This window comes from Paenibacillus diazotrophicus (assembly GCF_042610465.1).
In genome coordinates this window covers 227,322-242,859 of the sequence record NZ_JBGJZN010000003.1, presented here as the reverse complement: position 1 = coordinate 242,859, position 15,538 = coordinate 227,322, and the positions used below count along the sequence as shown (strand labels likewise).

Below are 15,538 nucleotides of genomic sequence, written 5' to 3'. Positions count from 1 at the left end.
TCATGTCCACCCGGTGTCTGATAAAATGTAGTTGAGCTGCAAATGCAGTCCCTAGAACTTAAAATTCGAACCTGAGGAGTGACCGGGTGTGAGTAAATTCGGAATGGTTGCCAAATTCACCGCCAAACCAGGTGAACGTGATTCCCTTGCGGCGATTCTTCTGGAAGCTGCCGCTGCAGCTGATCACGTTCCTGAATGTGAGCTGTACATCGTTAACCTCTCGGAGAGTGAGCCGGATATCCTCTGGGTTACAGAGGTATGGAGCCATGCGGAAGCCCACGCGGCTTCACTGCAAGAGGAGGCAACCCGGGCAATCATCCAGCGGGCCAAGCCGCTGATTGCTGGTATCGAACCTATTCGGCTTATCCCCCTCGGGGGCAAAGGACTTGCGTCCGGAAATCCGGAAGCTTAGGTGTATCTGAACCCAAAAAAGCAATAATTGCAGCCACTTGAAGAGCTGCATTATTGCTTTTTTTGGCTTACACATATACTCTGCTATCAACCTTTGTATGAAAATTCATCCAGCTCTGCCAGCCTAGCGATGATCCTTCTTTTGCGGTAGAGCATCCGGGCAGCCTCGGCCACATCCTCCAGCGCTTTGCGGTTATTATAAGCCCCGAAGAACATCCCTGCGACTGGAACGGCCTGCAGCATCTTTTTCCATCCCCAATTTTCGCGGTACACCGTAACAACCTCGCGCCAGCCCTGGATCTTGGAGATGGCCGTATGGGTTCCGGCAGTAATATCACCATCCCCGCCAGCCTGCAGGTTAAGCTCTTTCAGAATGGTGCGCTTGCCTACAATATCCGAAGAAGCAAACTGCATCACCTTGACGGTAAATATCCGCTCCGCTTTATCCGTAGGATTGTAGCCATAGCAAAGGCCAATCTCCTGAATAACTTTCAAGGACAAGCCCAGAATCGCCGGGATGTCCGCCGCCAGCGTGATCAAACCGCCGAACCCCGTAGTCACTCCCTGAGCGGTGGCGACATTCCTGCTGCTCAGTGTAAGCCGCTGGGCAGCCTTATCCATAACCGTAAGCGGATAGGGTCCTTCCCCGTTTCCTCCAGCCGCGCGGCTTTCGGTCTGCATTAATAACCCAACCTTACGCCCGGCAACGAGGTAATTGCCCCCGTTCTGGATATAGCCCCCCAGCTCGTCCAGGAGCCTGCCCAGCTTGTCGTGAATAAACTTTGGCGTGACTTTATCGAGCAGCTTGAAGGGCAGACGGGTAATACGGTCCCAGATCATCAGCTGGTTCTGTTCCTTTTCCCACTTCGTAATTTCGGCAAGCGCGGCATTCAGCGCCTCCGCAGTCTCCAAATGCGGCACATGTCCAGCAGTTTCCGGCATATTTACGCCCCCTTATATACTTGTTTGTTTCAGTAGTACGTTCATTGCAGGCAATCGGTTCTGTTAACTTTATAACCCGTTTGTGGTCACTTGAAAGATGGAGGAACTATGAAGCCTCGCATCTGGATGAATAATAAAAAAGCATTTCCGGATAAATCCGGAAATGCTTGAGTTCTATGATCCTACTGTTTGGTGTTTCTCTCCGCTGCTTCAGCGAGGGCAAGCCTTTTTTTCTCATCCGCCAGTCTTTCCTCGGTCAGATCCACCCCATGGCCGCCTATCGAGCCTTCTGGAGCATGGCTCACCGCCTCCTCCGCGTGCGTAAGGCTGTTCTCTGCCTGCGACAGCATCTGCTCATTCGGGTGACTTAGCGCCTGTGATACGGAGTTGTGCAGCTTGGTCACCGCATCCTGGGCCTGATCTACCGTACTGTTGGTCCGAAGGCTGGATTCGTAATGCTTCATATGGTCAACCGCTCCCTTCTGTCTCACTGTTCAATCCTTTTTTAGGATGGATAGAGCGGGGGTTTTTATACACTATATTTGTAATTTCTGCACCAAATCAACAATCAAGGAATGGGGTTATTATCGATTTCGGTAAACTTTGTAATCGCTCTGTTAAATAATTTGAATTGGATTGAAACAGCTTTCGCCTGGCTGTATGATGGACACAAACAACAAGAATCAATATGAAAACACAAGAAAACAAATTGTTGGCAGAGGAGAAGGATCGATGAAGAATCATATTTATTTGGCAAAAAATAAACCAACGTATAAAGGCAATCTGCATCTCCACACCACATGGTCTGACGGCTCCCTTCCGGCAGCGGAGACTGTCCAGGTGTTCAAGGAGAAGGGCTATCATTTTATCTGCATAAGTGATCATGATGTTTATTCGAGAACGGACGAGTTCAATACAGACCAGTTCATTACGATACCCGGGATGGAGCGGGGCGGGCTCAACCCTGTACCTGATAAGGACCCGGGCTACCACTTCGGGGTTCTGGACGATCCAACCGCTCCTCCCGCGCAGCCACGATTTGAGCATCTGCAGAGGTTCCCGGTTCCCCTTCCGTGGGAGGGTAGTCACTCCCCGCAGGTGCTGATTGATGAGATGATTGCCCACGGGAATCTGGTGATCTTCAACCACCCGGAGTGGCATCTGACGCGTTTTGAAGACATGGTCAACTATGATGGTTTTTTTGCCATTGAAATCTATAACCATGCAACGGAATGGTCGACGACAAGTTCCTATGGAGCTGCATACTGGGATCACGCCCTGCAGAACGGTAAACGGGTATTCGGGATCGCTGCGGACGACTCCCACGGGCATGACCGGAATTGGGCCCTTCCTGAATATGGAGGTGGCTGGGTTCAGGTTCAATCGGAGGCTCTGACGCCTTACGCTATTGTGAGCAGTCTTAAGGCAGGCAGCTTCTATTCAAGCACCGGGCCGGAGATCCACGATCTACGGGTGGAAGATGGGCAACTCATCATTGAATGCTCGCCCTGCAAATTCATTATGTTCAAAGCATTTCCGCTCCGGGGACCGTTTCTAGGCAATTACCAGAATGGTGAACCCCTGACTCTCGCCTCGATGCCCATCGAAGCGGAGATGCAGTACATCCGGGTGGAGTGCATAGATTTTGAGGGAAATGTAGCATGGTCCAATCCGGTATTTGTAGCAGATTTGCTGGAGGGGGACGAATAAGGATGGAGCCGGTGATTTTTCTGAACAGCCAGAAACGCAAATATAAAGGCAACCTTCATACGCATTCTACACGCAGCGACGGGCAGTACGCTCCTGAAATTGTAATGAATGCCTATAAGAATAAAGGTTATGACTTTATGTGCTTGAGCGATCACGAAATTTATTTCAAGTCTGACGCTTATGATAATGATCAATTCATCATGATAGACGGCTACGAGATGGCTTGCGAGATGAGCAGACAGGAGACGGGGCAACAATACCATATCCACGGACTGCTCGACCGGACGCTCCATTCATCCCAAGAGTTCGGGCATGACGAAGAGCATGACAAGCCGGATTATGTGGACATGAATACCATTCAAAGCCTGATCGATGAGATGAGGGACAAGGGCAATCTGATCATTATGAATCATCCCGAATGGTCCAGGAACAAGCCGGAGGATCTGCTGGGGCTTCGGGGGTATTTCGCGATCGAGATTTACAACCATCAGTCAGAGCTTGATGAGGCGGTGGGATATGGGGTGCATTATTGGGATTATCTGTTGAAGAACGGAAGCAAGGTATACGGAATAGCCTCGGATGATGCACACGGCGGTGACATCGATAGTGCGATCTCCGAATTTTTCGGCGGCTGGGTATGTGTAGAAGCGGAGAAGCTGGAGCAGCAATCTGTCATCGATGCCTTAAAATGCGGCCAGTACTATTCGTCGAATGGCCCTGAAATCTATGACCTGCGGGTGCAGGATGGCTTCCTGCAGATCGAATGCTCCCCGGTTAAGTTCATCAGATTCATTACACATCCCGGCAATGGCCGCAACATATACAGCAAGGAAGCACTTCCCGTCAGCCAGGGCTCCTACCGGATAGAGGGCAGCGAGCAATATATCCGCGTGGAATGCGTGGATTTTGAGGGGAATGTGGCCTGGTCTAATCCTGTTTTTCCGGCTGAACTTCCGTCTGGAGCTCTTGAATAGTGTGGACAGCTTAGAATTGCAATTCCGCAGAGATATGAGAAGGCTTGTCCTGCCATCGATTCTACAGATGCTAATAGGGAATTCGTTCTCCCTGATCAATACGCTGATGGTGGGAAGCATGGGGGATTCTGCAATAGCCGTTATGGCCGCCGCAGGTCAGGTGAATTTTATTCTGGGTATGATTTTATCAGCTATCTACGGAATATCCGCCTACATCACTCAATTCTATGGCAAAAACGATATCGTCAATGTAAAAAAGGCCTTCGGACTTATGCTTATCTCGAGTGCCGCTATCAGCTTAACTGCATTCATACTAGTCTCCTGCTTCAAAGTTCCCATCCTGTCCCTGTTCATCAAGGATCCAGCCGTTGCTGCTTATGGCGTTCAATATATGTCAGTCATCGTATTCGTCTACCTGATCAATTCGATTAAAGATGTCTATGGCAATGCACTCGGCTCGATCGGCAAAATCAAGCTGATGCTTGGGGTTGGCATCATCGCCATGGTGGTCAACGTCGTGCTGGACTACACGCTCATCTATGGGAAGCTTGGATTCCCCGAGTTAGGCATTGTTGGAGCAGGGTGGGCGACATTAGCTTCATCCATGCTTAGCACAATTATTTTAATAGGCTATGTTTATGGAAAAAAGTATTACGTCAACGTTACGCTGCGGGAGATCTTCTCCTTCAATTGGCCGTTCGTGAAACGAGTCTATGCCACAACACTGCCACTCATGTTCCATGAAGGAATGTGGTCCGTCGGGAACATGCTGTATGCACTGGCTTTCGGACACATCGGCGTTGCTGCGCTAGCGACTTATCAATTGGCGAACACGTTCAATGGATATTTTATGATGGGGATCTACGGCTTTGCCTACGCGGCGAAAGTGATGGTGGGCCAAAAGCTCAGCCAGGACGACCAGAATGAGGCGGTGCTCTACGCCCGGAAATTCACCCGGATCGCCTTGTATTCCTCTCTGGCCGTGAGCGCAGGAATTCTTCTTCTGAGCCCATATGTTCCTCATCTGTTTCCCAATCTCAGCCAGGAGGTACAGTCCTCATTCCGGCATATTATGGTCATTCAAGCGATCGTGATGGTCATGTTCTTCTTGAACAATCTATGGATTGTCGGACTGTTCAGAGCAGGCGGCGACAACTTGTACACCATGAATCTGGTCCTGGTCACGACATGGCTGATTGCTTTGCCGCTGGTGTTCGCAGGAGCATATCTATTTCACTGGCCGGTGGAATGGGTATACCTGATGTTTTCACTGGAGGAAGTATCGAAAGCATGTATCGGATTCTTCAGATACCGCTCAAATAAATGGGCACGCAACCTTGTCCATAACCTGTAGGAGGAACAATGGAACAACCCTATTTATTACTGACCCCAGGCCCCCTGAGCACAACCTCATCTGTCAAGGAAGTTATGCTGAAGGACTGGTGCACCTGGGATAGCGACTACAAGGATATCGTCCAGTCGATTCGAAGTAAGCTGCTGCGGCTGGGACATGCTCCCGAAGAGGAGTATACCGCAGTGTTGATTCAGGGCAGCGGGACGTTCGGGGTCGAGGCGGCAATCGGCACTGCAGTTCCCAGCGGCGGCAAGCTTCTCATCCTCGCGAATGGTGCCTATGGTGAACGTATCCGGGAGATTGCAAGTGTGCTAGGAATCCGGCACCGGACGCTTGAGTATGCTTTTGATCAGCTTCCTGCTACAGAACATTTGGCCGCTGTGCTCGAACAAGACCCTGAGATTACTCATGTAGCCCTCGTCCATTGCGAGACAACAACAGGCATATTGAATCCGCTGGAAGCACTCATCCAGGTGATCAAGAAACATAGGAAAATAGCCATCGTCGACGCCATGAGCAGCTTCGGCGGTACGCCTATAGCGGTTGGGAAGCTCGGCATCGATTATCTGGTCAGCAGTGCGAACAAGTGTATCCAGGGTGTGCCGGGCTTTAGCTTTGTGATCTGCAGGAAGAGCGAGCTTATTGAGTGCAAGGGGCAGGCAAGGTCGTTATCACTGGATTTATACAGCCAATGGCAAGCGATGGACAGTGACCCAGGCAAGTGGAGATATACTTCTCCTACGCATGTTGTGCGGGCATTTTATCAAGCGCTGCTTGAATTGGAGGAAGAAGGCGGAGTGGAACAACGATGTGCCAGATATACCAGGAATCAACAAACGCTGGTGCGGCTAATGGAGCAGGCAGGATTCAAGGCCCATTTGCCCGTTGCTGTTCAGTCCCCTTTTATCACGACCTTTGAATATCCGAATCATGCACACTTTACGTTCGAAGCGTTCTATCGTTATTTGAAAGAAAAGGGCTTCGTAATCTACCCCGGCAAATTAAGCAATGCGCAGGTGTTCCGGATCGGAACGATCGGCGATGTACATCTAGAAGATATTGAAAGATTATGTGAGGCGGCAGCTTCTTATGTAACTATCCTGCGACAGGAGTGCTGATATGACCAAGAGAGTACAAGGAATCATCATGGATTGGGCGGGAACTACGGTGGACTATGGATGTATGGCTCCTGTACAAGTGTTCCTCGAGATCTTCCATTCCAAAGGAATAGAACCGACGATGGCAGAGGTACGGGCTCCTATGGGGCTGCTCAAATGGGATCACTTTAAAACCATGCTCGAGATGCCAAGAATCGGCAGGCTGTTCGAGGAACGCATGGGGCGTCCTTACACCAACAGTGATGTAGACGAGATGCACGAAGCGTTCGAACCGAAGCTGCTGGGCATTCTGCACCGGTTCTCGGATCCCATCGGGAATGTCGTGGAGGTTATTGATCAGTTGCGGCGGGAAGGCCTGAAGATCGGTGCAACAACCGGATACAACGATACGATGATGAAGATTGTGGCGGATCATGCCCGGGAGAAAGGATATGCGCCGGATTATTGGGTTACACCAGATTCAGTGAAGGGCAAGGGCCGTCCTTATCCGTATATGATTTACTCCAATATGATTGAACTGGATATGGGTATGCCGTCACAAGTCATCAAGGTTGGGGATACGGCCTCGGACATGCAGGAGGCAAGAAATGCCGGTGTCTGGGCTGTTGGGGTGGTAGACGGCAGCTCGATGCTGGGCTTAACAAAAGAAGAAACAGCCGCTATGGAGCCTGCTGCTCTAAGGGAATATACCGAAGCTGCCAAACAGCAATTCTTATATCACGGAGCGCACTATGTGATTGACCAGATATCCGGTCTGCCAGACCTTATCGGACAGGTGAACCGGCGTCTAGGGGAGGGGGAGTTGCCTTGTGGACATAAAGGCTAATACAAGAACCGAGGGAGATATTAACCTATCCACAGAGCGGCAAAACTTTCAGGAGGCCTGGCTCAGTCCCGAAACAATGGAAGTATTAGCAGAGGACAGCCGGTATTTCCTTCATCAGTCCATGTCGACACCTTGTCTTAATGTCATCACGAATGCGGAAGGCATCTATCTGGAAGATATGGACGGCCGCAAGATCATGGACTTCCACGGGAACAGCGTGCATCAGGTCGGGTATAAGAACCGTTATGTTCTGGATGCAGTTATGGCCCAATTGGAAAATCTCCCTTTTCTACCCCGCCGCTATACCAATCCGGTAGCCATCCGGTTAGCGCAAAAGCTGGTCCAGCTTGCCCCAGGTGATTTGAATAAAGTATTATTCACGCCTGGCGGAACAAGCGCCATTGGACTTGCGATGAAGCTGGCCCGTAAGGCAACGGGCAAATTCAAGACCTTATCCACTTGGGATTCGTTCCACGGCGCAAGCCTGGATGCGATCTCTGTGGGGGGAGAAGGCATATTCCGCAATGGAATGGGTCCACTCTTGCCGGGGGCCGAGCATATGATGCCCTTTAATTCCTACCGTAGTATCTTCGGAGATCACGATGATGGCACTTATTCCCTTAACTATCTGGAATACATGCTGGAGCGGGAAGAGGATGTAGGAGCGCTCATCCTGGAGCCAATTCGGAGTACAGATGTGCAGATTCCTCCCAAAGCTTACTTCCAGCGGCTCCGCCGGATCTGCGATCATTATGGCATCCTGCTCATCCTGGACGAGATTCCTACAGCATTCGGAAGAACCGGAACGATGTTCGTTCATGAGCACTTCGGAATCGTGCCTGATATCGTAGTGATTGGCAAGGGCTTCGGGGGCGGAGTGTTTCCCATGGCGGGGATTATTGCCCGCGAAGGCCTTGATGTGGCACAGGACATTTCGCTTGGACATTATACGCATGAAAAGAGCTCAGTAGGCTGTGCGGCAGCACTCGCCACTATAGAATTTATCGAAAATAACGGCCTTCTGGCTCACGCTGTACAAATGGGGCAATTCCTACAGCAGCAGCTTACGGAGATGATGCAGAGGCACGAGGCGATTGGCGATGTGCGTGTCATTGGGATGCTGGCCGGGATTGAACTGGTAACGGATAGACACACGAAGGAAAAGGCGATAGAGCATACCGAGAAAGTGATGTACCGCTGTATGGAGCGGGGCTTAAGCTTTAAGGTATCGAATGGAAATGTCATCACGCTGGTCCCGCCTTTGATTACGACTCAGCTCCAGTTGGAGCAGGCATTAACGATTATTGAAGAGGCCATTGAGAATATTTTCACCACATAAAAACAACTTTTTAACAACTTAATAACAACAAAAACAATATTAAACAACAACAAAACAAAAATATTACGTGGTTTTAATCCCCGGTTTACATGTCGCCTTTATACTTAGCTTGTACAGGAAATTAAGAAAAGTGAAAAGGCCATGAGGAGGACTTTGAGGAATGAAGAAGCTTGTTGTTACTGCGTTGAGTGTAGTCTTGAGCACAGGACTGTTGGCGGGATGCGGGTCGGGTAACGAACCGGCAGAGGCAACATCGGCAGGTGAGGCGAAGATGAAGGAGATTCAAATTTCTGTTCGCGAGAGTACTTGGGGAGCACGCAAAGACAACTTTATCGAAGCTGAGAAACGCTTGAACGAAGAACTGAAGGCTGACAATGTTCAAGTAAAGATCGATTGGTGGCCGGGAATCGGCGATGACGAGCTCATTCTTCAGGCACAGGCTGGAAAAGTAGCAGATATCTTCATGAATTCCAGTGTGGATATTGGCTGGGAGCTCAATGCCGGTATCATCCGTGATGTCGATTGGGTGAAGGATTCCAAAGTATTCAAGAATGTGCCTGATTCCTATACCAATATCATGAAGTATGACGGCCATTATTATGGGGCTATTCAGGATATGGATGCTTCCCCGGTATTCATCAGCCGCAAAGCGCTCGAAGGCTTAGGCTGGACGAAGGAGCAGATCGATGGTTTAAGACAGCGTGTGGACTCCGGCGACTTCACCTTCGGGGATCTAGAGAAGCTGGCTGAAGAAGCCAAGCAGAAGAAATTGGTCAAAATGGGCTTCGCCGTAGAAGATACACGGTTTGAAGGCTGGAATTATGCGTTCGGCAATTACAACTACAATGTCGATGAGAATAAAATGGTTCTTACCAAAAAGACCAAAGATGTATACGACTTCTGGGCGGATGCGGTGAAACGCGGCATTATCGACGAAGCGATTGGTGATGTAGACACGGATAAAGCGGCGCCTATGTTTGTCAAAGGTGAGATTTTCGCTGAATTTGCCCGTACCGAGTTCTACCAGATGATGCGTGAAGCGAATGGCATGCAGGACGATCTGGAAGGCTTCAACACCTGGTTCAATGAGAATATCATCTGGATCCCTATTCCCTCAGCTGACAAAGGCGGCAAACCTGTGTCTTACAGCAACCCGGCTATGATCTACGTGGGTCCAACTGTTGATGACGACAAGATGCCGTATGTCCAAAAATTGATTGAGCACGTGCTAGATCCGGACCTGCAGATCAATCACACCCTGGTCAGCGGCAAACTGCCGGTAACGCCGGAAGCGCAGGAAGATGCACGCTTTAAGGAAATGGACTTCTACAAGGACCATGCGTACCTGCTCGAATTCACGAAGACCCGCCCTGCCCAACCAGATTACGCAACCTACACCAAATCTTATATCCTGGGCGTTGATGCCATTCTAACCAAAGGCCAATCCGCAGAACAGGCATACGAATTATTCCAGAAGGACGCGAAGCAGAACGTACCTTCCGATCATCTCATCACAGAATAATTATAGGCTGGATTCACTCTACCGGAAACGGATACCGTCCTTTTGACAGGGCTGCGTAGCCGTTTCCTCTTGTTCCATATTATGAAGGCGGGTGAAGGATCAGCATGGATCACACTACAGTTCAACCTATCTACAAAAAACCGTTCAAGAAGAAGATGTACCCCTACTTTTTCATTATGCCGTTTGCGGCATTGGTGCTCGTATTTTTCATCCTGCCGGCCATCGCAACCATCGCCATGTCCTTTACGGATCTGAATGCGTCGATGAAGCCGAAATTCGTAGGATTCAGTAATTTTACAAGGGTATTCTCAGACTACAATCTTCCGGGCATTTTATGGAATACGGCTATTTTCTCCATCCTGTCCTTGTCCGTCTCGCTGCTCTTTGCACTGATTATATCCATTGCCACCCAGTACTTTCTTAAGGGGAAAATCACAGCTGTCATCTACAGGGTGCTATGGCTCATTCCCAGTATTATACCAGCTGTCGTCTATGTTACCTTCTGGAAGTATATCTTTGATCCCACCGAAGGCGGCCTGGTCAATCGGATCCTGCTGCAATTGGGTGTCGAGTCTGACCCGGTATCCTGGTTCTCCAAAGCTGCAATGGGAATTGTCATCTTGGCGACTGTCGTGTCCACGATATCCGGCGGTATGATTCTGCTGTCCGCTGCGATCAATTCGATCCCTGAGGACTTGTACAAAGCAGCAAGAGTGGACGGCGCAAGTGAGAAATCCGTTATTATGAAAATCATTTTGCCCACCTTAAAGTGGCCGTTAATGTATATTACCATCTCGGAGCTGATCGGCTTTGTATCCTCCTACTTCTTTATCATGCTGCTTACGAACGGCGGCCCGATGAGAGATACGACAACCTTGTCCCTGTACGCTTACCAGCAGGCCTTCAATCTGAAATACTATGGCTACGGAGCAGCCGTATCACTGATAGTCGTAATTATCTCTTTTATACTCACCTTATTCTTCTTGCGGTTATTTGATTTTGACCAAATGATCAAACCTTCAAGAATTGAAGACTAATCCAGGAAGGCGGCAGTCTGATGTCGACCAGTACGCTTAAAAAGTTGCTAGTGCACACCTACATGACATTATTTACGCTGCCGATTATCGCGATGATCATCTGGTATTTTCTGGCAGCAACGATGAACTTCACGACAGGGCAATTTTCAATGGACAATTTCTCCTTCTTCAAGGAGCCTGTGGAATATGCCGGAGTGAAGCTCCCATTAATATGGCCTATTGTACTTAATACCCTTGTGTATTCTTTTTTGATTGTTTTCATCGAAGTCTGCATCTCTGTACCGACGGCCTACGCCTTCTCCAGACTGGACTTCAAAGGAAGAATCTCTGCGATGAAATTCCTGTTTCTGATGAGATCTTTTCCGGGGATTACGCTAATTATTGCAACCTTTTTCATCCTTGTTCAAATGCATCTGGTCAATACGTATATGGGCGTATTATTGGTCGCAGTGACCGGTTCTCTTCCCGGGCGGGTCTATATTATGAAGGGCTTCTTTGACGAGGTGCCCTGGGATATTGAGTGGGCGGCCATGGTGGATGGATGCACCCGCTACCGGGCGTTCAAGAAAGTACTCGTCCCCTTCGTGCTGCCCGGGATTGGCGCGATTGCCGTATTTTCCTTTCTTGGGGCGTATGGAGAATGGTTCCTGTTCAAGCTGCTTATTTTTAATGACGATATGCTTACGCTTGCCGGCTACTTGTCCAAGCTAGTAACCAAAGAGGATCAGATTATGAACTATGGCCTCATTACAGCGATAGGACTCTTCTATACACTGCCTATCATTCTGTTCTACATATTCACCCAGAAGATATTCATGAAGGTCAACTTGGGAGGGGCTAAGCAGGTATGATTACCTTAAGAAATATTGTGAAGGAATACGATAGCAAGCAAGACAGCGGCAGAGCGGTAGACGGCCTGAATCTCGAGATTAACAAAGGAGAATTTGTAGCTCTGCTCGGTCCCTCGGGATGCGGGAAGACGACGACGCTTATGATGCTTGCAGGACTGCTGAAGCCGACTTCAGGAGAGATCCACTTCAACGGGAAGCTGGTCAATCATGTGGAGCCCAAAGACCGCAATATAGGCATGGTGTTTCAGTCCTATGCGCTGTATCCCCATCTGTCTGTCCGGGACAATATCGCTTTTCCGCTAAGAGAACGGAAGATTCCCAAGCAGGAAGCCTATGAACGGGCCAAAGAAACGAGCAGAATTCTGCAAATCGATCACCTGCTTGACCGCAAGCCTTCGCAATTGTCCGGTGGACAACAGCAACGGGTGGCTATGGCCCGGGCACTCTCCAAAAATCCTGAAATCTTATTGCTGGATGAACCCATGTCCAATCTGGATGCACGCCTGAAGCTGGATGTCCGGGACGAGATCCGTAAGATTCAGCGGAACTTGGGAGTAACTACGATTATTGTGACTCATGATCAGGAAGAGGCGCTGGCCATATCCGATAGGGTTGCTATCTTGAACGGCGGCAGGATTCAGCAATACGCACCCCCGAATGAATTATTCAACCATCCGGTGAATCTGTTCGTAGCCAGCTTTCTGGGCAACCCGCCGATGAACCTTGTCCAAGGAGAGCTCCGGGAGATGAACGGCAACCAGGTAGTTGTTACGGAAGGCTTTGAGTATATGGTGCCAGCCGGGCGCAGGCTGGACAGAGAGCATATCGGGAAATCCGTACAGTTCGGGATCAGGCCTCATGACATCACGATTTGCTCTGAAGCAGACCCCCAGAGGATAAAAATGAAGGTGGATCTGGTCGAGCACCTGGGCAGCGGCAAGCTGGTAAAAGTGATGGATCCGTTAGGAAAGCTGGATACGATGATCCGGCTGTTGACCGGCAATGAGGCTGAGATCGGGAACGGTGATGAAGTATATATCAAATTCAGGGAGGATAAATTCCATCTGTTCGATATGAAGGATAACGGCCGCAATTTATTGCAATATATATAGAAGATGAGTGCTTGAGGATGTATTGAATGCCCTTTATTATTAAATGAAGAGCCGATATAATGATAGTTCATAATAAGAAGGGGGTAGGGTAGAGTGTCTCTTGCCAGCGAAGAAAGAAAAGAGACGATCATGACTCTCCTGAATGAGAGAGGTAAAGTGATCGCAAGCGAGCTCTCTTTGCTGTTCGAAGTGTCCACTGAAACGATTCGCAGAGACCTCGACGAGCTAGAGAAAGAGAATAAATTGAAAAAGGTATACGGTGGTGCCGTTAAATTCAAGGCTGAAGTCGAGCCTCCTCTCTTGGAAAGAGAGGCCGTTCACGTTGAAGCGAAGCGCAAAATTGGCGTTCTTGCTGCAGGACTCATTGAGGACAATGATGTTATTGTTGTGGATGAAGGAAGCACCGCGCTGCAGATCATTCATTGCCTGGAGGGCAAGCAACATTTGACGATCTTAACCAATTCCGTGCCTGCCCTCATGCTGCTCATCGAATTTCAAAAACGCGGGACGTTCAATGGGAAGCTTATTTTCATTGGCGGCGAAGTGAGCGCCAAGCATCTGCGGGTATCCGGCCCCATCGCCGAGAAGGTTCTGGAGGATTTCTATGTGAATAAATCCTTTGTCTCTGTCGACGGTGTCTCCCTGGAGAACGGCATTACAAGCTACGACTATGAGAAGGCTGTATTCACCAGGCAAATGATCCGCAACTCAGAAATGGCGATCGTGGTAGCTGATTCCTCCAAGATTGATAAGCGTACTGTAGCCAAAATAGCCGATATGAATGAAATTCACATGATTGTTACGGATCAGGCACCTTCACCCAAGTGGAAAGCGGCCTTACAGAAAATGGATGTACAGTGGATTCATCCTCAAGATGAAGTCTAGACCAGGAACATGGCGACGATCGTAGTCGCCGCAAGTCCAAGCAGGACCGGCTTCAGGTTGCGCCGGGCCAGCTCAAACGGGCTGACGCCGCAGATGGCAGCCGCAGGAATTAGCGCCCACGGAATCAGAGTGCCGCCGCCGACCCAAATGGCGGCCACCTGTCCCAGGGCGGTCAAGGTTGCCGCGCCGGAATGGATGGCGGCGGCGAACAGCTGGGCCACTGAGCCGGCCAGCGAGATGCCGGAGAAGCCTGAGCCGTCGAGGCCGGTGATCGCGCCGATCGCCGTCATCGTCACGGCTCCCACTGCACCGTTCAGCGGCACGTGATCCGCGAGGGCCACGCCGAGGTCGTTCACGATGCCGTGCGAGCCATCCGGCAGCACCTTGCCGAACAGCTCGGTGAATGCCGAATCGCCCAGATAAAAGAAAGCGGCGATGGGAATTACCGGTCCGAACACCCGGAAGCCGAAGGTGAAGCCTTCAATCAGGTAGGAAGTAATCTTCTCCAGCCCCTGATTGCGGTGGGCCAGCATAGTGATCGTGATCAGAACCAGCACAGCGGTGCCGCCTACCAGTGCGGTAGCGTCTCCTCCTTGCAGGCCCAGTGCAAACATTGCTGCCACATCCAGCAGAAAGAGTAGTGGAATGGCGATGGCCAGTGCTTGCCGTAGCCTGGGATCCAGCAGAACCGGCTGTTCCTCCGCGCCTTCCGTCTCCGGTCCTCTCAGCTTGCCCGTGCTGCCCTTGAGGGTAACGAGTCCATCTCTCCAGGTGCCGTTCTTCTGATCACGGCGCATCATCCAGAATGCCGCAAGAGTAGTGACCAGCCCCATCACAATAACTAGCGGGACGCTCGCCTCCATCACGCTGGATACCGGAAGACCGGCGGCATCCGCGGTGAGCTTCGGGGCGCCCTGAATAATATAATCTCCTGACAAGGCGATGCCGTGACCGAACAGGTTCATAGCTACAGCGGCCCCAAGTGCAGGCAGTCCCACCCGCAGAGCCACCGGCAGCAGCACCGCCCCCACCAGCGCAACGGCCGGTGATGGCCAGAAGAAGAAAGAGGTTACCATCATTATGAGCCCAATGCCCCAATACGCCATCGCAGGGGTGCGCATAAACCGGGTAAGCGGGGCAACCATAGTCTCGTTAATGCCTGTAATCATTAGAATCCGGCTCATCGCTACAATAATGGATATAATCATAATGGTCCCTAACAGCTCTTTGGTCGCATAGACAAAAGAGTTGAAAATCCCCGTTACCGAACCGCTAAGCGTCTCTGTGGCAAACATACCCAGGGCAAAAATTCCGACTACACAGATCATCGTCGTATCCCGCCGCCGAATCAGCAGCACTATAATGAACACAATAAAAGCCAGGTAAACCCAGTGTAACGCAGTAAGCTCAATGCCCATTATTGCATACGCCCTCTCTTCACCCTGCAGGTTGGTGCT

At 50.2% G+C, this 15,538-nt stretch carries 15 protein-coding genes; 12 read left to right on the top strand and 3 right to left on the bottom strand.

Translation table 11 applies throughout. The features are described from left to right. Positions 1 to 88 precede the first annotated feature (88 nt). On the top strand, positions 89 to 412 hold the full coding sequence (locus tag ACAN54_RS15290; protein ID WP_379156549.1) for a putative quinol monooxygenase: 324 nt from the start codon (positions 89 to 91) through the stop codon (positions 410 to 412). Between the two features lie 86 nt (positions 413 to 498). Here ACAN54_RS15290 and ACAN54_RS15285 read toward each other — a convergent pair whose 3' ends face one another. Both ACAN54_RS15285 and ACAN54_RS15280 read right to left on the bottom strand, forming a co-directional pair. Next, positions 499 to 1,353, bottom strand: a complete 855-nt coding sequence (locus ACAN54_RS15285; RefSeq protein ID WP_379156546.1) for an EcsC family protein — start codon at positions 1,351 to 1,353, stop codon at positions 499 to 501. A gap of 182 nt (positions 1,354 to 1,535) precedes the next feature. Beyond that, a complete protein-coding gene (locus tag ACAN54_RS15280; protein WP_379156543.1) occupies positions 1,536 to 1,817 on the bottom strand; it encodes a hypothetical protein in 282 nt (93 codons plus the stop codon). A 268-nt stretch (positions 1,818 to 2,085) separates the two neighbouring features. Here ACAN54_RS15280 and ACAN54_RS15275 point away from each other — a divergent pair, with 268 nt between their 5' ends. The 11 genes from ACAN54_RS15275 (at position 2,086) to ACAN54_RS15225 (ending at position 14,081) form a co-directional block, all read left to right on the top strand. Beyond that, the gene (locus tag ACAN54_RS15275; RefSeq protein WP_379156540.1) at positions 2,086 to 3,063 is read left to right on the top strand and encodes a CehA/McbA family metallohydrolase domain-containing protein; all 978 of its coding nucleotides are present in this window, start codon (positions 2,086 to 2,088) and stop codon (positions 3,061 to 3,063) included. Positions 3,064 to 3,065: 2 nt separating this feature from the next. Further along, the gene (locus ACAN54_RS15270; protein WP_379156537.1) at positions 3,066 to 4,037 is read left to right on the top strand and encodes a PHP domain-containing protein; all 972 of its coding nucleotides are present in this window, start codon (positions 3,066 to 3,068) and stop codon (positions 4,035 to 4,037) included. Then, the gene (locus ACAN54_RS15265; RefSeq protein WP_379156533.1) at positions 3,979 to 5,391 is read left to right on the top strand and encodes an MATE family efflux transporter; all 1,413 of its coding nucleotides are present in this window, start codon (positions 3,979 to 3,981) and stop codon (positions 5,389 to 5,391) included. Before ACAN54_RS15270 ends, ACAN54_RS15265 begins: the two co-directional genes overlap by 59 nt. Positions 5,392 to 5,399: 8 nt before the next feature. Continuing rightward, positions 5,400 to 6,509, top strand: a complete 1,110-nt coding sequence (gene phnW / locus ACAN54_RS15260; RefSeq protein WP_379156530.1) for a 2-aminoethylphosphonate--pyruvate transaminase — start codon at positions 5,400 to 5,402, stop codon at positions 6,507 to 6,509. Between the two features lies 1 nt (position 6,510). Continuing rightward, complete coding sequence (phnX, locus tag ACAN54_RS15255; protein WP_379156527.1) at positions 6,511 to 7,335, top strand: phosphonoacetaldehyde hydrolase; 825 nt, start codon at positions 6,511 to 6,513, stop codon at positions 7,333 to 7,335. Then, positions 7,319 to 8,674: an aspartate aminotransferase family protein gene (locus ACAN54_RS15250; RefSeq protein WP_379156524.1), complete on the top strand. Its 1,356-nt coding sequence runs from the start codon at positions 7,319 to 7,321 to the stop codon at positions 8,672 to 8,674. The genes phnX and ACAN54_RS15250 overlap by 17 nt, the downstream gene beginning before the upstream one ends. 160 nt (positions 8,675 to 8,834) lie before the next feature. Further along, the gene (locus tag ACAN54_RS15245) at positions 8,835 to 10,196 is read left to right on the top strand and encodes an extracellular solute-binding protein (protein WP_379156521.1); all 1,362 of its coding nucleotides are present in this window, start codon (positions 8,835 to 8,837) and stop codon (positions 10,194 to 10,196) included. A gap of 104 nt (positions 10,197 to 10,300) precedes the next feature. Next, positions 10,301 to 11,233 (top strand): carbohydrate ABC transporter permease, encoded by a 933-nt coding sequence (locus tag ACAN54_RS15240; RefSeq protein WP_379156518.1) that lies wholly within the window; start codon positions 10,301 to 10,303, stop codon positions 11,231 to 11,233. A gap of 20 nt (positions 11,234 to 11,253) precedes the next feature. Further along, positions 11,254 to 12,084 (top strand): carbohydrate ABC transporter permease, encoded by an 831-nt coding sequence (locus tag ACAN54_RS15235; RefSeq protein ID WP_379156515.1) that lies wholly within the window; start codon positions 11,254 to 11,256, stop codon positions 12,082 to 12,084. Then, positions 12,081 to 13,196 (top strand): ABC transporter ATP-binding protein, encoded by a 1,116-nt coding sequence (locus ACAN54_RS15230; RefSeq protein WP_379156512.1) that lies wholly within the window; start codon positions 12,081 to 12,083, stop codon positions 13,194 to 13,196. Before ACAN54_RS15235 ends, ACAN54_RS15230 begins: the two co-directional genes overlap by 4 nt. A gap of 93 nt (positions 13,197 to 13,289) precedes the next feature. Next, positions 13,290 to 14,081: a DeoR/GlpR family DNA-binding transcription regulator gene (locus tag ACAN54_RS15225; protein ID WP_379156509.1), complete on the top strand. Its 792-nt coding sequence runs from the start codon at positions 13,290 to 13,292 to the stop codon at positions 14,079 to 14,081. Here the strand turns inward: ACAN54_RS15225 and ACAN54_RS15220 are convergent. Continuing rightward, positions 14,078 to 15,499, bottom strand: coding sequence for a hypothetical protein (locus ACAN54_RS15220; protein WP_379156506.1), 1,422 nt, complete (start codon positions 15,497 to 15,499; stop codon positions 14,078 to 14,080). The two genes, ACAN54_RS15225 and ACAN54_RS15220, sit on opposite strands and share 4 nt — an antisense overlap. Positions 15,500 to 15,538: the final 39 nt, after the last annotated feature.